General features: G+C 72.0%; 20 protein-coding genes and 1 pseudogene. 14 read left to right on the top strand and 7 right to left on the bottom strand.

Annotated features, from left to right (window positions below; translation table 11 throughout):
- Positions 1-62: 62 nt before the first annotated feature.
- From ACFC1K_RS11630 to ACFC1K_RS11610, 5 genes are all read left to right on the top strand, one after another.
- Positions 63-2,186 carry an MMPL family transporter gene (locus tag ACFC1K_RS11630; RefSeq protein ID WP_375871726.1) on the top strand — a complete coding sequence of 708 codons (2,124 nt, stop codon included), beginning with the start codon at positions 63-65 and terminating at the stop codon, positions 2,184-2,186.
- Positions 2,155-3,417, top strand: a complete 1,263-nt coding sequence (locus tag ACFC1K_RS11625; RefSeq protein ID WP_310288060.1) for a sensor histidine kinase — start codon at positions 2,155-2,157, stop codon at positions 3,415-3,417. The genes ACFC1K_RS11630 and ACFC1K_RS11625 overlap by 32 nt, the downstream gene beginning before the upstream one ends.
- Entirely contained in the window at positions 3,414-4,037 is a 624-nt protein-coding gene (locus ACFC1K_RS11620) for a response regulator (RefSeq protein ID WP_375871725.1), read from the top strand. Before ACFC1K_RS11625 ends, ACFC1K_RS11620 begins: the two co-directional genes overlap by 4 nt.
- Positions 4,034-5,662 (top strand): DHA2 family efflux MFS transporter permease subunit, encoded by a 1,629-nt coding sequence (locus ACFC1K_RS11615; protein ID WP_375871724.1) that lies wholly within the window; start codon positions 4,034-4,036, stop codon positions 5,660-5,662. Before ACFC1K_RS11620 ends, ACFC1K_RS11615 begins: the two co-directional genes overlap by 4 nt.
- 80 nt (positions 5,663-5,742) lie before the next feature.
- Entirely contained in the window at positions 5,743-6,201 is a 459-nt protein-coding gene (locus ACFC1K_RS11610) for a DUF2871 domain-containing protein (protein WP_375871723.1), read from the top strand.
- Here the strand turns inward: ACFC1K_RS11610 and ACFC1K_RS11605 are convergent.
- Together ACFC1K_RS11605 and ACFC1K_RS11600 are read right to left on the bottom strand one after the other, a co-directional pair.
- On the bottom strand, positions 6,180-6,932 hold the full coding sequence (locus tag ACFC1K_RS11605; RefSeq protein WP_375871722.1) for a YidC/Oxa1 family membrane protein insertase: 753 nt from the start codon (positions 6,930-6,932) through the stop codon (positions 6,180-6,182). The two genes, ACFC1K_RS11610 and ACFC1K_RS11605, sit on opposite strands and share 22 nt — an antisense overlap.
- An 87-nt stretch (positions 6,933-7,019) precedes the next feature.
- Complete coding sequence (locus tag ACFC1K_RS11600) at positions 7,020-7,388, bottom strand: DUF6412 domain-containing protein (RefSeq protein WP_375871721.1); 369 nt, start codon at positions 7,386-7,388, stop codon at positions 7,020-7,022.
- A 53-nt stretch (positions 7,389-7,441) separates the two neighbouring features.
- Here ACFC1K_RS11600 and ACFC1K_RS11595 point away from each other — a divergent pair, with 53 nt between their 5' ends.
- Complete coding sequence (locus tag ACFC1K_RS11595) at positions 7,442-9,583, top strand: DEAD/DEAH box helicase (protein WP_375871720.1); 2,142 nt, start codon at positions 7,442-7,444, stop codon at positions 9,581-9,583.
- A gap of 7 nt (positions 9,584-9,590) precedes the next feature.
- Here the strand turns inward: ACFC1K_RS11595 and ACFC1K_RS11590 are convergent, their stop codons facing one another.
- Positions 9,591-10,181 carry a hypothetical protein gene (locus ACFC1K_RS11590; RefSeq protein ID WP_375871719.1) on the bottom strand — a complete coding sequence of 197 codons (591 nt, stop codon included), beginning with the start codon at positions 10,179-10,181 and terminating at the stop codon, positions 9,591-9,593.
- 192 nt (positions 10,182-10,373) lie between these two features.
- Here ACFC1K_RS11590 and ACFC1K_RS11585 point away from each other — a divergent pair, with 192 nt between their 5' ends.
- From ACFC1K_RS11585 to ACFC1K_RS11560, 6 genes are all read left to right on the top strand, one after another.
- Entirely contained in the window at positions 10,374-11,234 is an 861-nt protein-coding gene (locus tag ACFC1K_RS11585; protein WP_310288081.1) for a sulfurtransferase, read from the top strand.
- Positions 11,231-11,848, top strand: a complete 618-nt coding sequence (msuE, locus tag ACFC1K_RS11580; RefSeq protein WP_310288084.1) for an FMN reductase — start codon at positions 11,231-11,233, stop codon at positions 11,846-11,848. Before ACFC1K_RS11585 ends, msuE begins: the two co-directional genes overlap by 4 nt.
- A 159-nt stretch (positions 11,849-12,007) precedes the next feature.
- Complete coding sequence (locus ACFC1K_RS11575; protein ID WP_375871718.1) at positions 12,008-13,039, top strand: pyridoxal-phosphate dependent enzyme; 1,032 nt, start codon at positions 12,008-12,010, stop codon at positions 13,037-13,039.
- Entirely contained in the window at positions 13,036-14,196 is a 1,161-nt protein-coding gene (locus ACFC1K_RS11570; protein ID WP_375871717.1) for a cystathionine gamma-synthase, read from the top strand. The genes ACFC1K_RS11575 and ACFC1K_RS11570 overlap by 4 nt, the downstream gene beginning before the upstream one ends.
- Before the next feature lie 25 nt (positions 14,197-14,221).
- Complete coding sequence (locus ACFC1K_RS11565; RefSeq protein WP_375871716.1) at positions 14,222-16,267, top strand: NAD(P)-binding protein; 2,046 nt, start codon at positions 14,222-14,224, stop codon at positions 16,265-16,267.
- Positions 16,268-16,450: 183 nt separating this feature from the next.
- Positions 16,451-18,010: an SLC13 family permease gene (locus ACFC1K_RS11560; protein ID WP_375871715.1), complete on the top strand. Its 1,560-nt coding sequence runs from the start codon at positions 16,451-16,453 to the stop codon at positions 18,008-18,010.
- Positions 18,011-18,105: 95 nt separating this feature from the next.
- On the opposite strand, the gene ACFC1K_RS11555 is transcribed toward ACFC1K_RS11560, so the two are convergent.
- Positions 18,106-19,137: an SDR family NAD(P)-dependent oxidoreductase gene (locus ACFC1K_RS11555; protein WP_375871714.1), complete on the bottom strand. Its 1,032-nt coding sequence runs from the start codon at positions 19,135-19,137 to the stop codon at positions 18,106-18,108.
- A gap of 106 nt (positions 19,138-19,243) precedes the next feature.
- On the opposite strand from ACFC1K_RS11555, the gene ACFC1K_RS11550 reads away from it, so the two are divergent.
- Positions 19,244-19,819, top strand: coding sequence for a helix-turn-helix domain-containing protein (locus ACFC1K_RS11550; RefSeq protein ID WP_310288098.1), 576 nt, complete (start codon positions 19,244-19,246; stop codon positions 19,817-19,819).
- 42 nt (positions 19,820-19,861) lie between these two features.
- On the top strand, positions 19,862-20,185 hold the full coding sequence (locus ACFC1K_RS11545; protein WP_310288100.1) for an ATP-dependent DNA ligase: 324 nt from the start codon (positions 19,862-19,864) through the stop codon (positions 20,183-20,185).
- A gap of 140 nt (positions 20,186-20,325) precedes the next feature.
- On the opposite strand, the pseudogene ACFC1K_RS11540 reads toward ACFC1K_RS11545, so the two are convergent.
- The 3 genes and pseudogenes from ACFC1K_RS11540 to ACFC1K_RS11530 all read right to left on the bottom strand — a co-directional run.
- Positions 20,326-20,628 (bottom strand): annotated as a pseudogene (locus ACFC1K_RS11540) (hypothetical protein); the annotation flags it as partial.
- A gap of 106 nt (positions 20,629-20,734) precedes the next feature.
- Positions 20,735-22,138, bottom strand: coding sequence for an aspartate aminotransferase family protein (locus tag ACFC1K_RS11535; protein ID WP_310288103.1), 1,404 nt, complete (start codon positions 22,136-22,138; stop codon positions 20,735-20,737).
- A 106-nt stretch (positions 22,139-22,244) separates the two neighbouring features.
- Positions 22,245-23,243 (bottom strand): LacI family DNA-binding transcriptional regulator, encoded by a 999-nt coding sequence (locus ACFC1K_RS11530; protein WP_375871713.1) that lies wholly within the window; start codon positions 23,241-23,243, stop codon positions 22,245-22,247.
- Positions 23,244-23,267: the final 24 nt, after the last annotated feature.

The following is a 23,267-nucleotide window of genomic DNA, read 5'->3' as shown; positions in this document are numbered from 1 at the left end:
TTGATCCTCGAGTCGGCAGTCCGCTCGATGCGTCGCGGGACACGCGGGAATGGACTGATGGGGTGCATGGCTTCATCGACTCGCTCGCTCATCGGCTGACCACTCGGCGTGGCGCCTGGATCTCGCTCGCACTGGGGATCGTCGCCTTCGCCGCACTCCTCGGAGTGCTCGGACGCGCGGATCTCGACGCGGGCGGCGATGCGGTCATCCCGCAGTCCGAGGCCGGGCAGGTCGCAGCGCTCGCCGATGAGTTCCCAGGGGCCGCGGATCAGTCGCTCCTGGTGGTGGCCAGTCGAGCGGACGGCGGCGCGCTGACGACCGCACAGTTCGACGCGCTCGCATCGCTCATACCTGAGATCGAGCGCGCGACGGGCGGAACGGCGACCGGCCCGCAGCTGAGCGAGGACAGCCGGGCGGCGGTCATCGCCGCGACACTCCCGGTCACGGGCGGCGCGGATGCCGCGGAGCAGGCGGTCCATGACGTGCGCACCGTGACCTCGGAGAATCCGATCTCCGGGGTCGACGTGAAGGTCACGGGCGGCGCCGCCTTCGGGGCGGACATCGCGGCCGCCTTCGACGGTGCGGACTTCACCCTCCTCCTGGTCACGATCGGGATCGTGGCCGTGCTGCTGATCGCGACGTACCGATCGCCGGTCCTCTGGCTCGTGCCGCTCATCGTCGTCGCGCTCGCCGATCAGCTCGCGACCAAGGCCACCGCCGCGCTCGGGACGGCTCTGGAGCTGCACTTCGACACCGGCATCGTGAGCGTGCTCGTCTTCGGCGCTGGAGCCAACTATGCGCTCCTCCTCGTCTCGAGGTACCGCGAGGAGCTCCCGCAGGTCGAAGACCATCGTGCGGCGCTCGCGCGCGCGTGGCGTGCGAGCGTGCCCGCGATCGCGGCATCCAACGCCACCGTCGTGCTGTCGCTGCTCACTCTGCTGCTGGCCGTCGTGCCGGGCACGCGAGGGCTCGGCATCGCCTCTGCGGTCGGACTGCTGATCGCCCTCGCCGCGGTGCTCCTGGTGCTGCCGCCCGCGCTCGCCGTGTGCGGGCGAGGCATCTTCTGGCCCTTGATCCCTCGGCCGGGGCAGGAGCCGAGGCGCATGGGGGCCTGGCGGGGGGTCGGCGCGCGCGTCGTGGCACGCCCGCTTCTGCCGGTCGGCGCGGGCCTCGTGCTGCTCGGGGTGCTCGCCACGGGAATCGTCGGCGTGCAGCTGGGGCTCACGCAGTCGGAGCGGTTCCGGGTGCCCTCCGAGTCCGCGGTCGGTCTCGACGTCCTGGTCGAGCACTTCACGCCGGGCGAAGCGGAGCCGATGATCGTGATCGTCGATGCGGACGACGCGGATGCCGTCGCCGACGCGATCGCGGGCGTCGCGGGGGTCGAACGGGTCACGGCGGTGGAGGAGAGCTCGGACTCCTCCCTCCACAAGCTCCTGGTGGTCGGCGACGCGGAGCCCGGATCGCCGGAGAGCCTGCAGCTGGTCCGCGACGTGCGCGACGCCGCGCACGAGGCATCCGCGTCCGCTCTCGTGGGCGGGCCCGCGGGGGCCGCGCTCGATGTCCGCGAGGCGAGCGTGCGCGACTTCCTGCTCATCGCGCCGCTGGTCCTCGCGACGACCCTGATCGTGCTGATGGCGCTGCTGCGCGCACTCGTGGCACCCCTGGTGCTGCTGGCGGTCAACACGCTGAGCGCGGTCGCCGCGATCGGTGCGGGGGCGTGGCTCGGCCGCACGCTCTTCGGATGGACGGCGCTGGACCTGCAGGTTCCGCTGCTGGCCTTCCTCTTCCTCGTGGCGCTCGGCGTCGACTACACGATCTTCCTCGTGCATCGCGCGCGCGTCGAAGCGGGCGCCGCCGGAACCCGCCCCGGGATGGTGAACGCCATCGCGGCGACAGGTGGAGTGATCACCAGTGCTGGTCTGGTGCTCGCCGGCGTCTTCGCCGCGCTGGGCCTGCTCCCGCTGGTCACGCTGGGGCAGCTCGGGCTCATCGTGGGGGTCGGCGTGCTGGTCGATACCCTGGTCGTGCGGACCCTCGTCGTGCCCGCGCTGTTCTCGCTCATCGGCGACCGGATGTGGTGGCCCGGCCGGATCCGCCGGCAGGCGGCCACGGGCGATCGAGAGGATCGCGACCCAGAGGAAGGGGTGGCGCCGGATGTCTCAGCTCTCCGCGAGCCCGTCGGCTGACGCCGATGGCGACCCGGCGCTGCGACCCACGCGATCCTGGCGCGCGCTGGTCGGGTCGATCCGAGTCGGCCAATCCGTCATCACCGCCGCACTGCTGATCATCGGAGCCGTTCGCGCGGCGGGAGACGGCACACCGGTTCCCTGGGTCGTCGCCGTCTCGGTCGTGTTCGCGGGGTGGTACTTCGGCGGACTGCTGTTGAGCGAGCGCACACGCGATCGCGGCGTCGCCGCCGGCTGGCTCGTGGGCCTCGCCCTCATCTGGATCGGCGCCGTCGCGATCTCGCCCGAGTTCGTGTGGCTGGCGTTCCCGCTGTGGCTGCTCGCCGGCTTCGTGCTCCGGATGCGCTGGGCGATCCCCTTCAGCATCGGCGTCCTGGCCGTCGTCATCGCCGCACCCCTCATGCACAGCGGAGCCACGACCTATGCGAATGTCATCGGCCCTCTCGTGGGCGGCGTCTTCGCCCTCGGCATCTCGCGCGGCTACCTCGAGCTCGTTCGCGACGGCCGCGAGCGGAGCCGGCTCATCTCGTCGCTCGTGAGCGCGCACGACGAGATGGCGCAGCTGCAGGACGAGCTCGCCCGCGCCCAGCGGGATGCGGGCGCCGTCGCGGAGCGCACGCGCCTCTCCCGCGACATCCATGACACCATCGCCCAGAGCCTCACGTCGATCGGGATGCTGGCGGCCGGTGCAGCTCCGACCGCGCCGGAGCCGTCGGCGCGGACCTTCACGCAGATCGGCGATCTCGCCCGCGAGGGACTGGCCGATACCCGGCGCATCGTCGACGCCCTCATGCCGGCCGAACTCGAGGGCTCCGCCCTCGCCGACGCGCTGCGCCGGATGCTGGAACGGCTCACCGAGGAGACGGGGACCCGCACCGAGCTGCGCGTCGACGACACGGTCCCCGCCCTTCCCGTCGTCGTCGAAGTCGCGCTGCTGCGCACCGCGCAGTCCGCGCTGGCCAATACCCGCGTCCACGCGAAGGCGGATCGCGTGGTCGTCAGCCTCGTCGACGGCGGCGACAGCGTGAGGCTGGACATCGTCGACGACGGCGTCGGGTTCGATGCCGCGGGCTGGGAACGTCTTCCCGCCGGACCGGGCGGCGGGTACGGGCTGCGGGCGATGCGCGAACGTCTGCGCGAGCTCGGGGGCGGACTCGACGTCGAGAGCACGCCCGGTGCGGGTGCCGCACTGTCGGCGTCCGTCCCGATCGTGGCGGGGGCGGCACGGTGACCGGCCTTCGCGTGCTGATCGCCGACGATCACCCGATCGTGCGAGCGGGCGTGCGGGCGCTGTTCGCGGGCTATCCCGACATCGACGTCGTCGGCGAGGCCGCGACCGGCGAGGAAGCGGTCACCCTGGCCCGGCACCTCGCGCCCGATGTGGTGTTGTGCGATCTGCGGATGGGCGACGGCATGGACGGGGTGGCGGCGACCGCCCAGCTGCGCGCCCTCACCCCGGCACCCGCTGTCATCATCCTGACGACGTTCGATCGGGATGCCGAGATCCTCGGTGCGATCGAAGCCGGGGCCTCCGGCTACGTCCTGAAGGATGCCCCGCCCGACGCGATCGCGCGGGCTGTGCGCGAGGCGGCGGCCGGCCGGCTGGCGCTCAGTCCCGAGCTGAGCGAGCGCGTGGTGCAGGTGCTGCGTGCCCCGCGCGTGCGGCTGACCGACCGGGAGCAGGAGGTTCTGCGACTGCTCGACACGGGTGCGTCGAACCCGCAGATCGCGAAAGCCCTCTTCGTCACCGAGGCGACCGTGAAGACCCACCTCGTCCACATCTTCGCCAAGCTCGGTGTCGACAGCCGCTCGCGCGCTGTCGCCGTCGCGCGAGAGAGAGGCCTTCTGTGACCTCGACCGACACGACGCTCGCCCCGACCCGGCGGGAGTGGATCGCCCTGGCCGTGCTCTCGATCGGTCTCGGACTGATCGTGCTGGACGGCACCATCGTCGGCGTCGCGCTTCCCGACATCGTCGCGGACCTGCAGATGGACCTCACCGACGCGCAGTGGGTGAGCAGCCTCTACGCGGCGATCCTCGCCGCGCTTCTGCTGTCCACGGGGCGGCTGGCCGATCGGTGGGGCCGCAAACGCCTGTTCCTCGCCGGCCTCGTCGTGTTCGTCGCCGGAAGCGTCATGGCGGCTTCGGCCGAGGCATCCGGTCCCCTCATCGGAGCGCGCGCGATCCAGGCGGTCGGAGCGGCGCTCATCATGCCCTCGACGCTGTCGACCGTCAACGCGGTGTTCCGCGGCCGGTACCGGGCGGCCGCGTTCGGGGTCTGGGGCGCCGTGATCTCGGGGGCGGCGGCGATCGGCCCGCTCGCGGGCGGCGCACTGACGGAGTACGCGTCGTGGCAGTGGATCTTCCTCGTCAACGTTCCGATCGGCGTCGCCGTGTTCGTGGCGGCGATCGTGGTCGTGCCCGAGACCAGGGGAGCGACCGCGCGGCCCGGGATCGACGTCGACGGAGCACTGCTGTCCGCCATCGGCTTCGGAGCCCTCGTGTTCTCGGTGATCGAAGGCCCGGATCTGGGGTGGTGGGCGCCGAAGGCCGCGTTCCAGATCTTCGGCTGGACGTGGCCGCCCGATGCCCCGATCTCCATCATCCCGATCACGCTCGCCGTCGCCGCGGCATCCCTCACGCTCTTCGTCGTGTGGGAGCGGCACCGCGCGCGCAACGGGCGGTCGGCGCTGCTCGATCTGCGCCTCTTCCGGCTGCCGACTTTCACGTGGGGCAACATCACAGCGGGCGCTGTCGCCGTCGGCGAGTTCGCGATCATCTTCGTGCTGCCGCTGTACCTCGTCAACGTGCTGGGCATGAACGCGATGGGCGCGGGCCTGGTGCTGGCGGCGATGGCCGTCGGAGCTTTCGCCTCCGGCGCGGCGGCGCGGCACGTCGCGGCCCGTTTCGGTGCGCCCGGGACCGTGCTGCTGGGTCTCGGGCTCGAGGTCGCCGGAGTCGTGGTCGTCGCGCTGGTGCTCACCGCGACGACGCCGGGTTGGCTCATCGCGCTGCCGCTGATGGTCTACGGACTCGGTCTGGGACTGGCCTCCGCCCAGCTCACCGGCACCGTGCTGCGGGACGTGCCGGTCGCGGAGTCGGGTCAGGGATCGGCTACGCAGAGCACCGTCCGGCAGGTGGGATCGGCGCTGGGCACGGCGTTCGCCGGCGCAGTGCTGTCGGTCGCCCTGGCACTGACTCTTCCGGCCGCCCTGTCGTCGGCCGGCATCACCGGATCGACGGCCGACACCCTCGCGGACTCCACGCGCCAGTCCGCGGGGACGACCATCGCTCAGCTGCGCCTGCAGGGCGAGGACAGTGCGCTCGGATCCCAGACGAGCGATGCGGTCGCGGCGCTCGCGAGCGGGTTCGCGGATGCCACGCAATGGGCGCTCGTCGTGGCCGCCGTGTTCCTCGTGCTGGGCTTCGCCGGCGCCGTCCTGCTGCGCCGCGCCGCGCGCCGCGGATCGGACTGACCCGGCCGATCTCAACCTTTCGATGGATCCGGCCGCGGCGACGCTCGCCGAGGCTGGAAAGAGATTCGAGAGGAATGCCAATGCGAAAGCTTTACTACGCGGCCTTCGGCTACATGCTCGCCGGGGTCGCCTCCGGCCTGTTCTACCGTGAGTTCACCAAGCTCAACGACTTTCCCGAGGGGCAGTTCACACAGCTCGGACTCGCCCACACCCACCTGCTCACACTCGGCTTCGTGATCCTGCTGATCGTGCTGCTGCTCGAGAAGGCGTTCGCGCTGTCGCGCTCGAGACTGTTCGCCTGGTTCTTCTGGGTCTACAACGCGGGCGTCATCCTGACCGCGGCCATGCTCGTCTGGCACGGCTCGCTCACCGTCCTCGGGCTGGAGGCGTCGAAGGCGATCGCCGGCATCGCCGGCACCGGTCATATCCTCCTCACCGTGGGCATGGTGCTGCTGTTCCTCGCGCTGGGGCGCGCTCTGCGCCGCACGCAGGCCGCGGGCGAACAGGCGCCGCCCGCTCACGCCGTCGCGAGGGGATAGACCCCGCGCAGGACGATCCGCTGCGCCAGCGTCCACGCGACCGTCGTGGCGAGATAGAGCGCGGCGGCGAGCGGCACGAAGAGGGCGAACACCGCGGTCGTGAACTGCAGCGCTCCGGCGAGCCTCGCCATGCCGGCACCGGCCAGGGGCGCAGCATCCGGTGTCGCGTCGATCGGCGGACGGAACGCTCGCCGCGTGATCTCGGCGACCAGGACGATGACCGCGAGCACTCCCGCGAACACCCCGAGGGTGGCGGCCGAGGCCGTGCCCGCGGCGATCGCGCTCACCAGGCTCGTGCCGAGGGGGACGGCGAAGAGTTCGTGCGCGAGCAGCGCGTTGGCGTGTCCGGCGATCGCGGTGTGGAGGAAGAGGGCATAGACGATCGCCACGATCGGAGCCTGAGCGAGCATCGGGAGACACCCCGCGAAGGGCGACGCCTTCTCGTCGGAGTAGAGCTTCATCGTCTCCCGCCGGAGGCGCTCGGGGTCCTTCCGGTGACGTCGCTGGAGGTCTCGCAGCTTCGGCGCGAGGCGGCTGCGGGTCTGCTCGGCCCTCGCCTGCGCGATCCCCGCGGGGATGAGCGCCGCGCGCACCAGCAGCGTCAGGACGATGACGGATGCTGCGGCCGCCGCGGATCCGGCGAGAGGTTCGAGCAGGGCCGCGAGGCCCATGAGCAGGGAGTATGCCGCGTCGAGGATCGCGGCGACAGGCGGGAAGGCGTAGAGGTCCATGGAGGTGTCCGTTCGTCGGGTGCTGTCTCGTGGCGTGCGGCCACGAAGGCACCGGCGAGCGGTCCTCGAGGGGAACGGGCGTCGGGGCTACGCGGCCAGGGCCGCGGAACCCGGGGCGCGCGGACGGGAGTGCCCGGGAGCGTCGGGGTGGGATGCGCTGAGCCTTGTCGCGTCGGCGATCGCGCGGCGTGGATGGGCCGCGGCGGCGATCGTGCGCGCCGGGACGAGGAAGACGGCGATCGCGACGGCAAGGAGGGCCAGCGTCGCGACGACGGCGACCGCGATCACGAGGGCGCCGGTTTCGGGGTGCGGGGTCGGTGCCACCTCGAACGCGGCGCGGGCTGCGGCGCCGAGCAGCTCCAGGGCGGGGCGCAGGCCGGCCGCGAGAACCTCGACGACGAGGCGCAGCACCGCGGCGATCGTCTCGAGCACGCGCACCTCCCTCGTCGCCGCCACGGTAGCACGGGGCCGGGAGGCCAGGTCGGGACGGCGGACCGGGTGTCAGGACCATGGGGCAGGCTGGGAGGGTGACAGCGACCACGACGACCCGCACCGAAGCCCTCGAGGTGCTGCGCACCCTCGTCGGACGCAACGACGCCGACTTCCACGAGGGGCAGTTCGAGGCGATCGAGGCGCTCGTCGACGAACGCCGCCGTGCGCTGGTGGTGCAGCGGACCGGGTGGGGCAAGTCGGCCGTGTACTTCGTGTCGACGCTGCTCCTGCGTCGGCGCGGGGCGGGACCGACCGTGCTCGTGTCGCCCCTGCTGGCCCTGATGCGGGATCAGATCGCCGCGGCCGCGCGCGCCGGGGTGCGGGCCGTGAAGATCGACTCGACGAATGCGCACGAGTGGGGCGACGTGCTCGCACAGCTCGACCGCGACGAGGTCGACGTGCTGCTCGTGTCGCCCGAACGCCTCAACAATCCTTCGTTCCGCGACGAGCAGCTGCCGCAGCTCGTCGCCCGCATCGGCCTGCTGGTCGTCGACGAGGCGCACTGCATCAGCGACTGGGGCCACGACTTCCGCCCCGACTACCGGCGCCTGCGCGACCTCATCGCGCGCATGCCCGCGGGCGTGCCGGTGCTCGCGACCACCGCAACCGCCAACAGTCGCGTGGTCGCCGACGTCGCGGAGCAGCTCGACGCCGGTATGGCGGAATCGGATGCCTCGGCGCAGGGCGTGCTCACGATTCGCGGTCCGCTCGCGCGGGCATCGCTGCGGCTCGGCGTACTGCGCCTGCCCAACTCGCCGAGCCGGCTCGCCTGGCTGATCAGCCACCTCGGCGACCTGCCGGGATCCGGCATCATCTACACCCTGACGGTGGCTGCGGCGAACGACACAGCACGGCTGCTGCGCGAGCGGGGGTACGACGTCCGCGCGTACACCGGGCAGACCGACACCGACGAGCGTGAAGAGTCCGAGGCGCTCCTGAAAGACAACCGGGTCAAGGCGCTCGTGGCGACGAGCGCGCTCGGCATGGGATTCGACAAGCCCGACCTCGGCTTCGTCGTGCACCTCGGTGCGCCGTCGTCGCCGGTGTCGTACTACCAGCAGGTCGGCCGCGCCGGTCGCGCCACCGACTCCGCGGACGTGCTGCTGCTGCCGGGCGTCGAGGACCGCGAGATCTGGCACTACTTCGCCACCGCCTCGATGCCCGACCGCGAGCGCGCCGAGCGCGTGCTCGCGGCGCTCGGCGCAGCGGGCGGACCCCTGTCGACGCCCGCGCTCGAGGCCGTCGTCGACATCCGGCGCACACCGCTCGAACTGCTGCTGAAGGTGCTCGACGTCGATGGCGCGGTCGGCCGCGTGCGCGGCGGCTGGATCGCGACCGGCGAACCCTGGACGTACGACGAGGAACGCTACCGCCGCATCGCGGCCGAGCGCGTCGCCGAGCAGCAGCACATGATCGAGTACGAAGAGACCTCCGGCTGCCGCATGGAGTTCCTGCAGCGCTCGCTCGACGACGACTCGGCGGCGCCCTGCGGGCGCTGCGACAACTGCGCCGGCGCGTGGTTCCCGACGGCGATCGCGTCGGGAGCGACGGATGCCGCGGCCGCCGCCCTCGACCGCGTCGGGGTGCCGATCGAGCCGAGGCGGCAGTGGCCGACCGGCGCCGACAGGCTCGGCGTGCCGGTGAAGGGCCGTATCGCCGCGGACGAGCAGTCCACGGAAGGGCGCGCGCTCGCGCGTCTCACCGACCTGGGCTGGGGCGGCGCGCTGCGCGACCTCTTCGCGGCAGGAGCGGCCGACGCGCCCGTGCCGCAGAACGTGCTCGCAGCGTGCGTGCGCGTCCTCGCGGAATGGGGCTGGGAGAACCGCCCGGTCGCGGTCGTCGCGATGCCGTCGCGCACGAAGCCGCAGCTCGTCGACTCGCTCGCCCGCGGCATCGCCGAGATCGGCCGGCTGCCGTTCGCCGGGACGCTCGACCTCGTCGACGGTGGGCCGACCGGGCAGCCCGGCGGCAACAGCGCCTTCCGTGTCGCCGGAGTCTGGGGCCGGTTCTCCGCCGCGGGTCTCGACATCCCCGCGGGCCCCGTGCTCCTCGTCGACGACCGCGTCGACAGCGGCTGGACCCTCACGGTCGCCGCGCGCGAGCTGCGCCGCGCGGGCGCGACCGAGGTGCTCCCCTTCGCCCTCGCCCTCCGCGGCTGAGCCCGGCCTACGTCTCGGTCGGCGGCTTCGGCCGCGGTCGCCGCACGATGAGGTAGATCACGGCCGCGGCGACGAGCAGCACCACCAGGACGACCCAGGGCACCCAGTTGATGGGCGCGGCGGCGTTGTCCCCCTCCTCGGCCGTGGGTGAGGGTGTCGCGGACGGGGTCGGTGTCGCCGTCGGGGTGGGTGTCGGCGTCGGGGTCACGGTCGGCTCGGGAGTCGGTGTCGCCGTCGGCTCGGGCACCACGGTGGGCACCGGCACGGGCGTGGTGGGCTCGGCCGTGGGCTCCGGCACCACGGTCGGCTCCGGGGTCGGCTCGGCTGTGGGCTCGGCTGTGGGCTCCGGTGTCGGTGCGGGGGAGCGCGTCGGCAGCACCCTTGTGGGCTCCGGTGTCGGCTCGACCGTCGGCTCCGGGGAGGTCGTCCGCGTGGGCAGCGTGGTGGGAAGCCCCGTCGGCAGCGCGGTCGGAATGGGGATCCCGCCGTTGCCGCACCCGGCGAGGAGCGTGAGCCCCGCCGCGATGGCGAGTCCAGCGAGAAGCCGGGCCGCGCGCCGCGGGGCCCGGGAATCACGTGTCGCGCGAGGGTGCGGCATCCGTTCCTCCATCGGTTCTGGCGGAATCGTACGGCCGCACGCGCGAGCCGACCCGGATTCGACGCGAGACACACCGCGCCGCCTGCGCGAGCGGCCCCGACACATGACTGCGTGTGACGCCCCGTGTCGTCGTGTCGCGGCGTGTGTCGTCACAACATCCCGCGCGGTCTGCGGCCGGGTGAGCATGACCTCATGCCTTCCCCGATCATCTCGCCGACAGAGCTCGCTGATCTCATCCGCAACGGAACCCCGCCGCGGATCCTCGACGTGCGCTGGCGGCTCGACCAGCCCGAGGGCCGGCCGGCGTACCTCGACGGGCACCTGCCCGGTGCGGTCTACGTCGACCTCGACCACGAACTGGCGCGCCGCGGCGATCCGCGCGAGGGACGCCACCCGCTGCCGCCGCGCGCGCAGCTCGAGGCCGCTGCTCGGCGGTGGGGCATCCGGGCCGGCGACACCGTCGTCGCGTACGACGACGTGCACTCGGTCGCCGCGGCACGCGCATGGTGGGTGCTGACGCGATCCGGGCTCGCCGACGTGCGCGTGCTCGACGGCGGCCTGCGCGGCTGGCTCGCCGAGCGGCTTCCGCTCGAGACGGGCGACGTGCTGCCTCGACCGCCCGGGGACGTCGTGCTCGACGAGATCACCGAGGGCGTCGCCGACATCGACGGCGTGGAGGAATGGCCCGACCACGGCCTGCTCCTCGACGTGCGCGCGCCCGAGCGGTACCGCGGCGACGCCGAGCCGCTCGATCCGGTCGGCGGGCACATCCCGGGCGCGGTGAACCTTCCGACGACGGTGCACCTGACCGCGGGCAAGTTCCGTTCGCCCGACGAGATCCGCGCCGAGTTCGCGGCCGCGGGCGTCGTCGACGGCGTCTCGGTCGCCGCGTACTGCGGCTCGGGCATCGCGGCGACGCACACCGCGCTCGCCGGGGCGCTCGCCGGCATCGACGTCGTGGTCTACCCGGGCTCGTGGAGCCAGTGGTCGCGCTCGCGCGGCCGGCTGGCCGCCGTCGGCCCTGCGCCGTCGCTGGACGTGGTGCCGGTATGACCGAGGTGCTGCGGGAAGCACCCGCCATCCCGACCATCGCCGACCGCCCCCTGCGCGTGGTGGGGGTGTCGGGCTCGCTCCATGAGCCGAGCCGCACCACCGCTCTCGTGCGGACGATCCTCGCGTCGGTCGCGCAGCGCATCCCGGCGGAGACGGAACTCGTCGAGGTCGCCGCGCTGGGCGCGGGCTTCGCCGGCGCGCTGAAGCGCGAGGACGTCGCCCCCGAAGTCGAGACCGCATTGCGGGCGATCGAGTCCGCCGACCTGCTCGTCGTGGCGAGCCCCGTGTACCGGGCCTCCTTCACGGGGCTGTTCAAGCACCTGTTCGACTTCGTCGGCCAGTACGACCTCGTCGGGACGCCGGTGCTCCTGGCGGCCACCGGAGGCGGCGAGCGGCACGCGCTCATCATCGAGCATCAGCTGCGGCCGCTGTTCGGCTTCTTCCAGGCGCTCACCCTGCCGATCGGCGTCTACGCGTCGAACAGCGACTTCGCGGACTACCAGCTGACGTCGCCCGAGGTGGCGCGCCGCGTCGTGCAGGCCGTCGACCGTTCGCTGCCGCTCGTCGAGCAGGCTGCGCTCGTCCGTCGATCGGAGTACGTCGCGACCTGGTGATCTGCTTCTTCTCGACGTGATGCCGCCCAGCACATAGACTGGCGCCCGTGTTGACCTGTCGGTGTTGTCGCCCCTGCTGTTGAAGCTCCCGCTTCACGCAGACCTCAGCGACCCCGACAACCTTCCGCGCACCCGCGCGGCAACACTCCAGGACACAACGTGCGTTACGCCCAGAGCGTGGCCGACCTCGTCGGCGACACCCCCCTCGTCCAGCTGACCCGTGTCACCGACGGCATCGCCGCGACGGTGCTCGCCAAGGTCGAGTACTTCAACCCCGGCGGCTCCGCCAAGGACCGCATCGCCCGCCGCATCGTCGACGCCGCCGAACGTGACGGCCTGCTGAAGCCCGGCGGCACGATCGTGGAGCCGACGAGCGGCAACACCGGCGTCGGTCTCGCGCTGGTCGCCGTGCAGCGCGGCTACCGGATGATCTTCGTCGTGCCCGACAAGTTCGCCGGTGCCAAGGTCGACGTGCTCAAGGCCTACGGCGCCGAGGTCGTCGTGACCGAGACCAGCGTGCCGCCCGAGGACCCGCGCTCGTACTACAGCGTGGCCGACCGTCTCGTGCGCGAGATCCCCGGCGCGTTCAAGCCGAACCAATTCGCGAACCCGAACGGGCCTCTCAGCCACTACGAGACCACCGGGCCCGAGATCTGGCGCGACACCGACGGCCGCGTCACCCACTTCGTCGCGGGCATCGGCACCGGCGGCACCATCACGGGCACCGGCCGCTTCCTCCACGAGGCGTCGAATGGGGCCGTGCGCGTCGTGGGCGCCGACCCCGAGGGGTCGATCTACTCCGGTGGACCGCTGCACGGCTATCTCGTCGAGGGCGTCGGCGAGGACTTCTGGCCCGAGAGCTACGACCCGTCGGTGCCCGACGAGATCCACCGCATCCCCGACGCCGAGTCGTTCGAGATGACGCGTCGACTCGCCCGCGAGGAGGGCCTCCTCGTCGGCGGATCGAGCGGCATGGCCGTCGTCGCCGCCCTGCGCACCGCGCGGGACCTCCCCGCCGACGCGGTCGTCGTCGTGCTGCTGCCCGATCACGGTCGCGGCTACCTCAACCGGTTCTACGACGACGACTGGATGCGCGACCACGGGTTCGACGTCGGCGCCGTGGCGCCCGCACCCGGCGCACACCCCGCGCCCGAGGCATCCGGAACCACCCACGAAGGAGCACCCGAATGACCGAGTCCACGAACGACCGCGGCTTCGAGACCCGGGCTGTGCACGCCGGGCAGGCGTTCGACCCGACGACGGGGGCGGTGATCCCGCCGGTGCACTTCTCGACGACGTATGCGCAGGACGGCATCGGCGGACTCCGCGAGGGGTACGAGTACGGACGCAGCGGCAACCCGACGCGCACGGCGCTCGAGACCCAGCTCGCCGCCCTCGAGGGCGGTGCCCACGCGCTGTCGTTCGCCTCGGGCCTCGCCGCCGAGGACGCGCTGCTGCGCGCCGCGCTGAAGCCCGGCGATGAGGTGCTGCTCGGCAACGACGTGTACGGCGGCACGTATCGCCTCATCGCGCGCGTGCTCGGCGGGTGGGGCGTCGGGATCCGGGTCGTCGACATGAGCGACCTCGACGCCGTGCGGGCGGCGCTCGAGGAGCGCCCGGCCCGCATCGTGTGGGTCGAGACCCCCAGCAACCCGCTGCTGCGCATCACCGACATCGCGGGGCTCGCGAAGCTCGGGCACGACGCCGGCGCGCTGGTCGTCGTCGACAACACGTTCGCGTCGCCGGCGCTGCAGCAGCCGCTCGCGCTCGGCGCCGACGTCGTCGTGCACTCGACGACCAAGTACCTCGGTGGGCACTCCGACGTCGTCGGCGGCGCGCTCGTGCTCAACGACGACGCGCTGTACGGCGAGGTGAAGTTCCTGCAGTTCGCCGTCGGAGCGGTGTCGGGCCCGCTCGACGCGTGGCTCACCACCCGCGGAATCAAGACGCTGGCGCTGCGCATGCAGCGGCACAGCGAGAACGCCCAGGAGATCGCGGAGTTCCTCTCGGGGCACGGCGCGGTCGCGCGCGTCTACTACCCCGGTCTCGCATCGCACCCGGGGCACGAGCTCGCCGCGCGGCAGATGAGCCGGTTCGGCGGCATCGTCTCGGTGGCGCTGGCGGATGCCGCATCCGCACGCCGCTTCGCCGAGTCGACGCGTCTCTTCCAGCTGGCCGAGTCGCTGGGCGGCGTCGAGTCGCTGATGAACTACCCCGACGAGATGACGCACGCCTCGGTGCGCGGCACGGAGCTCGCCGTCCCGCCGGAGGTCGTGCGCCTGTCGGTCGGCATCGAGTCGGCGCCGGACCTCCTCGCAGACCTCGAACAGGCGCTCTCGGCGCTCTGAGGAAGGCGGTCGTAGGCTCGAAGGCATGACCGCGAGCCCCGGCATCCGTTCGTCCGTCCTCGCGCAGCCGCTGCGGATCGGCGGCGTCACGGTGCCGAACCGCATCATGCAGACGGCGCACTCGAAGCAGTACTCCGACCGCGTCGAGTCCGACCGCGAGACCGCGTACTACGTGCGCCGCGCGCTCGGCGGATGTGGCCTCTTCGTCGCCGGCAACCACTTCGTGCACCCGACCGGGTCGATCCGGGGCTTCGAGGACGCCTACCGTCCCGAGGGCGTCGCGGCGTCCAAGGGCATGACGGATGCGGTGCACGAAGCCGGTGCGAAGATCTTCGTGCAGCTGAACCACCATGGGGCGCAGGCGCAGCCCGACGGGCCGGATGGCCCGCGCACCGTCTACGCGCCGTCGCGGCTGATCTCGCCGTCGACGGGGCACGCGACCCGGGAGATGGACCACGCCGACATCGCCTCGTTCGCCCGGGGCTGGGCGCTGTCGGCCGAGTACGCGCGCGACGGCGGGTTCGACGGCGTCGAGATCCACCTGGCGCACGGCTACCTGCTGCACCAGTTCCTCTCGCCGCTCTACAACGCCAGACAGGACGAGTACGGCGGCGACCTCGACGGGCGCACGCGATTCCCGCGCGAGGTGCTGCGGGCCGTGCGCGCGCGGGTGGGCGATGACTTCACCGTGGGCATCCGCATCGTCGCGAATGAGTTCCACCCCGACGGGATCGACGGCGCCGGCATGCGCGAGGTCATCGCGCGCCTCCGTCAGGAGGCCCGGATCGACTTCCTCGACCTCGCCGCCGGCGGCTACCACAACGTGCACTACGTCTTCCCGTCGTCACCCATGCCGTACGCGTGGCTGCGCGACGACGTCGCCGCGGTCAAAGCCGCGAACCCCGACGTGCCGGTGTTCGGCGTCGGCGCGGCCCGCTCGGTCGAGGAGGCCGAGGACGTCGTCGCCGCCGGCATCGCCGACATGGTCGCGCTCACGCGCGCGCAGATCGCCGACCCCGACCTGGGCCGCAAACTCATCGGACTCGCACCCGTCGACACGGCGGAGCGCGGCATCCGTCATTGCATCCGCCTGAATCAGGGATGCCTCGGCCGCGGCAGTCGCGGACTCGCGATGTCGTGCACCGTGAACCCTCTCGCCGGCCGCGAGCTCGAGCGCGGCGAGCGGCCGCGCACCGCGTCACCACAGCGGTGGGTCGTCGTGGGCGGGGGCCCTGCGGGCATGCGCGCCGCCGTCGAGCTCGCGACCGATGGGCACGCCGTCACGCTGCTGGAGCGGACGCACGAGCTCGGCGGACAGCTGCGCCTGGCCCGGAGAGTGCCGGGGCGGGAGAGCGTGGGCCTGCTGGTCGACGACCTCGAGCGCGACCTCGGGGCCGCCGGCGTCGACGTGCGGCTCGGCGTCGAGGCGACGGCCGAGACGGTGCGCGGGCTCGGGATCGTCGACGGCGTCGTCGTCGCCACCGGTGCCGTCGCGCCTGCGACGACCTCGCTCGCGCTCGGCGGGGCCTACACCGACGGATTCCCCGTCGCGGGCACGATCGACGCGTTCGCCGCGGCGGCGGGGGTGCCGCTCGGGCGGCGGATCGCGGTGGTGGATGCCGACGGCACGGCGTACGCCGCCGGCATCGTGCTGAGCCTGCTCGACCGCGTCGACGAGCTCGAGCTGATCACCCCCTTCGAGACCGTGTTCCCGCACATCGGTGCCGGGTACGACCGGCCGCTGCTGCTCGAGCGCCTCGGCGCGCACGCAGGCTTCCGCCGGAGCGTCGCGCACCGCGTCGTGAGCATCGAGCCCGGCGCGGTGACCGCGCGCGACATGCTCACCGGGGCCGCGGACGCGATCCCGGGCGTCGACACCGTCGTGGCGATCGAGCCGCGAGCTGCGGTCGGGGTCCCCGGCCTCGCGACGGACACCGCGGCCGCAGCATCCGGATCCCCTCGTGTCGTGGTGATCGGTGACGCGTTCGCGCCCCGCAGCATCGACGCCGCGATCTTCGAGGCCGTCGAGCTCGCCTACGACGTCGCGGGCATGGCCGTGCTGCGCGGCTGAGGTCCGCGCGGCCGCCGGTCGCAGCATCCGTCCGTCCTCCCGTTCGACAGGTCAACCGGGGTTCCGCAGGAGCTTTCCCCGCGGATCCTCCTGTCGCGGCCCGGTTGACCTGTCGAAGCGCCCTTCGACAAGCTCCAGGACCCGATCCCATCGACGCGGAAAGGCGGTGGCTACGCTGGGCGGGTGGACCCCGTCACCGCAACGCTCGTCATCCTCGTGCTCGCGGTGATCGCGTTCGTGAGCAATCGCGTGCCGATCGGGGTGGTGGCGATCGGCGTCGCGCTGGCCCTCTTCTTCACCGGCGTGCTGACGCTGCCGCAGGCGCTTGCGGGGTTCGGCGATCCGACGGTGCTGTTCATCGCGGCGCTCTTCGTGGTGAGCGAGGCGCTCGACGGCACGGGTGTCACGGCGTGGGCGGGGCAGAAGGTGATCGGCCGTGCCGGCACCAAGCGGACCACCCTTCTGGTCGTGATCGCGCTGCTCGTCGCCGGACTCACCGCCCTCATCAGCATCAACGGGGCGGTCGCCGCGCTGCTGCCGCTCGTGGTGGTCGTCGCCGCCCGCGCGGGCATCGCGTCGTCGAAGCTCCTCATGCCGCTCGCGTTCGCGGCGTCCGCGGGTTCGCTTCTGCTGCTCACCGGCACGCCGGTCAACATCATCGTGTCGGAGTTCGCCGCCGCTGCCGGCGGGCGCGAGTTCGGGTTCTTCGAGTTCGCGCTGGTCGGCATCCCTGTGCTCCTCGGGACGGTCGCGATCCTCCTCGTCGGCGGCGCTCTCGTGCCCGAGCGCAAGAGCGCGCTCATGCCGCTCGATCTCGTGCGGCACGCGCGCCTGCTGCGTCAGCAGTATTCGCTCAGCCTCGACACCGGCATGCTCCTCGGGCCCGAGACCGGCGTCACAGAGGTGGTCGTGGCGCCCCGGTCGCCGCTCATCGGCAAGCGCGTGTGCGCGGGCATGACCACGCCCGACGGCGATCTCGTGGTGCTCGCCGCGCGTCGCGGCGACGAGCAGCTGAAGGGCACCGAGTTCGTCGTGCAGGCCGGGGACGCGCTGCTGCTGCAGGGCGCGTGGGACGACCTGTCGCGAAAGACGAGCCAGCCGGGCGTGCTCGCCGTGGACGATCCCGCGCAGCTGCGCCGGTCGGTGCCGCTCGGCAAGGGCGCGAAGCGCGCGATCGGCATCCTGCTCGCGATGATCCTGCTGCTCGCGACGGGCCTGGTTCCGCCCGCGGTGGCGGCGCTGCTGGCGGCGTGCACCCTGGTGCTCACCCGCACGGTCACCGTGACGCAGGCCTACCACTCGATCTCGTGGACCACCATCGTGCTCATCGCCGGCATGATCCCGCTGTCGACCGCCTTCATCAGCACCGGAACGGCGGACCTCGTGGCGAACTGGATGCTGTCGTTCCTCGGCGACGCCGGGCCGCACGTCGCCCTGCTCGCACTCTGCGGGCTGACGGTGGTGCTGGGGCAGCTCATCAGCAATACCGCGACCGTGCTCATCGTCGCGCCGATCGCGATCTCGGTCGCGCAGTCGCTCGACCTCTCGGTGCAGCCGTTCATGATGGCGCTGACCGTCGCGGGTGCGGCCGCGTTCCTGACCCCGATCGCGACGCCCGCGAACCTCATGGTGATGGAGCCCGCCGGCTACCGCTTCGGCGACTACTGGAAGCTCGGCCTGCCGCTGGCCCTGTTCTTCCTCGTCGTGGCGGTCTGGTACGTGCCGCTCGTCTGGCCGTTCTGACGTCGCGGGTTTGGCGACTCGCCAAAAGGGCCTGGAGCACAGAGCGACGCCCCGGCGGACCGGAGGGTCGGGTCCGCCGGGGCGTCGCGGTGGGGTCAGGCGGCGGACCAGCCGCCGTCGCTCGCGAGGTTCTGGCCGTTCACGTTGACGCCGTCACCGCTCAGCAGGAAAGTGATCGACGCGGCGAGGCGGTCGGCGGCGACCGGAGGCGTCATGACCGCCATGCCGGCGCGCACGCGGTCGGCGCCGAGCGGCGAGTTGAACTTCGCCTCGATGTTGGTGATCACCGCACCCGGGGCGACCGCGTTCACGCGGATGCCGCTCGGGCCGTACATGAACGCGCTCGACTTGGTGAGGCCCACGACCGCGTGCTTCGACGCGGTGTAGGCGGCACCGGCGGAGGAACCGCGAAGGGATGCCTCGGACGAGGTGTTCACGATCGAGCCGCTGCCCTGCGCGAGCATGGCGGGGATGACGGCGCGCATCAGCTTCATCGTGCCGGTGACGTTCACGCGGAAGACGCGATCCCAGACCGCGTCGGTGACGTCGCCGACCGGCGTCATGTCGTCCATGATCCCGGCGATGTTGGCGAGGGCGTCGATCCGGTCGCCGGCCGCCTCGATGATACGGGCCACGCCCTCGTCGTCGGTGATGTCGGCCGTCAGGGCAACCACGTCGGCGCCGGCGTGGGCGGCGACGAATTCGTCGAGGCGGTCCTGGCTCACGTCGACGGCGATCACGCGACCGCCCTCGCGCGCGACGCGCGACGCGGTGGCGCGGCCGATGCCGGAGCCGGCACCGGTGACGATGACGGTCTGGCCGGTGAAGCGCCCGGCGGTGACCTTCTCGGCCCACTCGGCCTTCGGGGTCTCGGCGGCGGCGTCGGCCTCGGCGGGGACGCCGTCGGGGTTGACCTGCGCGACGAGTGCGTCGAGGGCGGCCTGCGGGAAGGCGCCGCCGCTCATCGCGACGAGGTTGCTGATCGGCAGGCCCGCGATGGGTGCGAGAGTCTCCGCGGTCTGGCCGCCCTGGGCGAGCAGACCGCGCAGTGCGGCGCCGCCGGCGGGGTCGTCGAGCCAGGTCTGGATGGTGGATGCTCCGGTCAGGGGAGCGGTGGTGGTGCTCATTTTCTGTCCCTTCTTCATGCAGTTCAGCGGGGCTGCGGGTCCGGGGGATGAGGATCCTTCGGGGCGGCTCCTACCGGACAACTTTGTCCGGTACTAGGCTACACCCGTGCCGAGCACCGCATCCCCCCGTGCGCTCCCTCGCCAGAACCGAGGCCCCGCCGCAGCCGCCGACAACCGCAAGGCGTTGATCGCTGCTGCCCGCGAGGTCTATGCCGAAGGAGGCCTTCAGGCTCCCTTCAGCGCCGTCGCCAAGCGCGCCGGTGTCGGGCAAGGAAGCCTTTACCGTCATTTCCCCGACCGCACCGCCCTCGCCGTCGCCGTCTTCGAAGACAACGTGCGCGACCTCGAGGAGTACACCGTGCCGCCTGACCGAACGATCGACGATCTGCTCGATCGTGTGGTCGATCAGGCGGTCGTGTCGACGGCGTTCATCGAGCTCATCACCGCGGATCTCTCCGATCGCCGCGTCGCGTCGCTGGGTGCGCGATTCCAGGCGCTCGTGGAGCGTCTGGTCGCGCGTGACCGGGCCGCCGGACGCATCGGATCCCACATCGAGACCGAGGACGTGACCCTCGCGACCGGGATGCTGGCGACCGAGCTCGCCCGCGCCGATCCGGCCCAGCGACCCGCGGTCGCGCGCCGCGCGCGTGCGCTGTTCGCGGCGGCGTTCGCGCCGCGCTGATCAGCCGTTCGCGCCGTGATGATCCGGCACTAGGCTCCTGCCATGGGCCGGTTCATCTACGACACCAACGCCAACTCGGTCGACATCGATGACCGCACGCTGGCGCATCTGCGCATCGTGATGATGAACAAGCTGCGCCGCTCCGAGCCGTTCATGTTCGACGTCGAGATCGGCGACGGCAGCGGCCGGCGGAGCTTCTGGATCCATCCTTCGGTGCCGATCCAGTTCCACTTCTTCGGCAGCCGTCAGCCGCGCATCAACCGCACCTGGATCGAGGCGCTGATGCTCGCGGCCAGCGGGCCCAACGGCCTCACGATCCTGCCGGAACCCGAGCAGGAAAACGCACCGCCGCCGGCGGAGGGCTGAGCTCAGTCTGCGTCGTCGCCGGGGGTGACTTCACTGCCGCCGACGGTGAGTCGCTCGACATCGAGGTGATCCACGTCGACGTTGCCGAGCGTGACGTCGGGAGCGGCGCCGTCCGCCCCCTCCAGCACGGCGACGGGACCGGTGTCGAAGTGCTCGGCGATGAGCATGATGCCGCCGGTCGAGCTGGCGGAGTTCGCGAGCTCCTCGATCCAGTCCCGGCTGAGCTCGGTGGGCTCGGGATCGTCGAAAACGAACCGCAGCGGAATCGACGGATGCAGCCAGATGGTGCTGCGCCCGCGCGGCTGGTCGTCCGGATGCTTCCACGAGACCGTGAAGCTCTCGTCGCGTCGCAGCTTGGTCGCGATCACGACCTTCAGGTGCGCGAGTGCGCGGTCTTCGATATGGATCGGCATCCCGCCGCCGCCGTAGTAGATCGTGCCCACGCGCCAACCATAACCCCGCCCCCGGGGAACCGCGAAGGGGTGGATTTCCGCACGTCGAGCGTGGTGAAATCCACCCCTTCGGGGTTCTGGTGTCCGGTGCAGGACGTCAGAGCCGCGTCCACGCCTCCGTCAGCACGCTGCGCAGGATCTGCTCGATCTCGTCGAACTCCTTCGGCCCGATCGTGAGCGGCGGGGCGAGCTGGATGACGGGGTCGCCGCGGTCGTCGGCGCGGCAGTAGAGGCCCGCGTCGAACAGCGCCTTCGACAGGAACCCGCGCAGCAGCCGCTCGGACTCGTCGTCGTCGAAGGTCTCCTTCGTCGCCTTGTCCTTGACCAGCTCGATGCCGAAGAAGTACCCGTCGCCGCGCACATCGCCGACGATCGGCAGGTCGGAGAGCTTCTCGAGGGTGGAGCGGAACAGTGGCGAGTTCTCGCGCACGTGCTCGTTGAGGCCCTCCTCCTCGAAGATGTCGAGGTTCTCGAGCGCGACCGCGGCCGACACCGGGTGGCCGCCGAAGGTATAGCCGTGGTAGAACGCGCGGTCGCCGTGGGCGAAAGGCTCGTAGATCTTGTCGCTCACGATGGTGGCGCCGATCGGCGAGTAGCCGCTGGTCATGGCCTTCGCGCAGGTGATCATGTCGGGGACGTAGCCGTACGCATCGCACGCGAACATGTGCCCGATGCGGCCGAAGGCGCAGATGACCTCGTCCGACACGAGCAGCACGTCGTACTTGTCGCAGATCTGGCGCACGCGCTGGAAGTATCCGGGAGGCGGCGGGAAGCAGCCGCCCGAGTTCTGCACGGGCTCGAGGAAGACGGCGGCGACCGTGTCGGGACCTTCGAAGAGGATCATCTCTTCGATGCGGTCGGCGGCCCAGACGCCGAACTCCTCGAGGCTGCCGGACGGCGCGCCCATGTCGTCGGCGCGGTAGAAGTTGGTGTTCGGCACGCGGAACCCGCCCGGGGTGACCGGCTCGAACATCGACTTCATGGCCGGGATGCCGGTGATCGCGAGCGCGCCCTGGGGTGTGCCGTGGTAGGCCACCGAGCGCGAGATCACCTTGTGCTTGGTCGGCTGGCCCTGGATCTTCCAGTAGTACTTCGCGAGCTTGAACGCGGTCTCGACGGCCTCGCCGCCGCCGGTGGAGAAGAACACCTTGTTGAGATCGCCGGGCGCGTAGTCGGCGAGGCGGTCCGCGAGCTCGATCGCGGCGGGGTGCGCGTACGACCAGATCGGGAAGAACGCGAGCTGCTCGGCCTGCTTCGCGGCGACCTCGGCGAGGCGCTTGCGGCCGTGGCCCGCGGCGACGACGAACAGGCCGGCGAGCCCGTCGATGTACTGCTTGCCCTGCGAGTCCCAGATGTGGTGGCCCTCGCCCTTGACGATGATCGGGACACCGGGTCCGTCGGTCATCACCGACTGGCGCGCGAAGTGCATCCACAGGTGGTCTTTGGCCATCTGCTGCAGTTCGGCTTCGGTGCGGGCGTGGCGTTCGGTCGTGATCGACATGTGGAGCCTTCCGTCAGACTGGTCCCACGCTACTCGCGTGCCCCGCGCGCCGACATGCGACGTTTCGTCCGGTTCGGATGCCGCGGCCACCGGTCCGTCCGGATCGTCAGGTCGAGCCGCGCTCGATGAGCTGCGTCGGCAGGACGATCGGCGACGGCGCAAGCGCAGCGCCGGCCGCGGCGTCGGCGAGGGCCGTCACGGCGGCCGCGGCCATCTCGCGGATCGGCTGCCGCACGGTCGTGAGGGGAGGTGTCAGCCACCGCGCGCCGCGCAGGTCGTCGAAGCCCACGACGAGCACGTCGTCGGGGATGCGGCGCCCGGTCGCCGCGGCTGCGGCGTACACGCCGGCCGCCATCTCGTCGGTGCACGCGAAGACTCCGAGGCGCTCCCCGGCGCGCAGGCCGCGCAACAGGGGGAGCGCCGCCTCGCGCGCCGCCGCTCCGCTCCAGTCCGCTTGCACCGCGGCGAGGTCGGCGCCGGGGGCCGCCAGGCGCAGCCCCTCGCGGAAGCCTGCGTTCCGCGCCCGCCCGTAGCGGAACGGCGGCGAGCCGAGCACGATCGCGAACCGCGTCGCCCCCCGCTCCGCGAGGTGGGTCGCCGCCCCGAACGCGCCGTCGCGGTCGGTCGTGCGCACGCTGGCGAGCCCTCGGGAGGTCTCAGCCTGCGGGTCCATCAGCACGACCGGGATCTCGGCATCCGTGATCGCGGCCAATTGCGACGCGGTCGGCGAGATGAGCCCGAGCACCACACCCGCCGAGCCGCGTCGGCGGATGCGCATCGGCCAGTCGTCGTCGGGGGTGTCGCGCTCCTCGGTGAGCACGAGGTCGTAGCCTGCGGCGGCGGCGGCGCTGCGCGCGCCGGCGGTCACCTCGTCGGAATAGGCGTTGTGGTACGAGCCCAGGACGAGGTCGACGAGGCGCGCGGTGCCGGCCGGGCGCCCGCCGCCCGACGGATCGCGGGTGTATCCCAGCGCACGCGCCGCGGCGAGCACGCGGCGCCGCGTCGCAGGAGCGAGGTCGCCACGGCCCGACAGCGCCCTCGACGCGGTGCCGACACTCACTCCGGCCTCGGTCGCGACATCGACGAGGGTCACTCGGGCTGGCACTCGACCAGTTTTGCGCAAGATCCT

It is taken from the genome of Microbacterium sp. NPDC056057, assembly GCF_042266945.1.
Classification (GTDB): domain Bacteria; phylum Actinomycetota; class Actinomycetes; order Actinomycetales; family Microbacteriaceae; genus Microbacterium; species Microbacterium trichothecenolyticum_C.
This window is presented reverse-complemented; position numbering and strand designations above follow the sequence as displayed.

Excerpts from the sequence above, each read along its gene's own strand:
- ACFC1K_RS11590 (WP_375871719.1), bottom strand. The coding sequence starts at position 10,181 with ATGCCGCACCCTCGCGCGACACGTGATTCCCGGGCCCCGCGGCGCGCG.
- ACFC1K_RS11555 (WP_375871714.1), bottom strand. The coding sequence starts at position 19,137 with ATGAGCACCACCACCGCTCCCCTGACCGGAGCATCCACCATCCAGACC.
- ACFC1K_RS11610 (WP_375871723.1), top strand. The coding sequence starts at position 5,743 with ATGCGAAAGCTTTACTACGCGGCCTTCGGCTACATGCTCGCCGGGGTC.
- ACFC1K_RS11585 (WP_310288081.1), top strand. The coding sequence starts at position 10,374 with ATGCCTTCCCCGATCATCTCGCCGACAGAGCTCGCTGATCTCATCCGC.
- ACFC1K_RS11535 (WP_310288103.1), bottom strand. The coding sequence starts at position 22,138 with ATGTCGATCACGACCGAACGCCACGCCCGCACCGAAGCCGAACTGCAG.
- ACFC1K_RS11565 (WP_375871716.1), top strand. The coding sequence starts at position 14,222 with ATGACCGCGAGCCCCGGCATCCGTTCGTCCGTCCTCGCGCAGCCGCTG.
- ACFC1K_RS11605 (WP_375871722.1), bottom strand. The coding sequence starts at position 6,932 with ATGGACCTCTACGCCTTCCCGCCTGTCGCCGCGATCCTCGACGCGGCA.
- ACFC1K_RS11625 (WP_310288060.1), top strand. The coding sequence starts at position 2,155 with ATGTCTCAGCTCTCCGCGAGCCCGTCGGCTGACGCCGATGGCGACCCG.
- msuE (WP_310288084.1), top strand. The coding sequence starts at position 11,231 with ATGACCGAGGTGCTGCGGGAAGCACCCGCCATCCCGACCATCGCCGAC.
- ACFC1K_RS11545 (WP_310288100.1), top strand. The coding sequence starts at position 19,862 with ATGGGCCGGTTCATCTACGACACCAACGCCAACTCGGTCGACATCGAT.
- ACFC1K_RS11570 (WP_375871717.1), top strand. The coding sequence starts at position 13,036 with ATGACCGAGTCCACGAACGACCGCGGCTTCGAGACCCGGGCTGTGCAC.
- ACFC1K_RS11595 (WP_375871720.1), top strand. The coding sequence starts at position 7,442 with ATGGGGCAGGCTGGGAGGGTGACAGCGACCACGACGACCCGCACCGAA.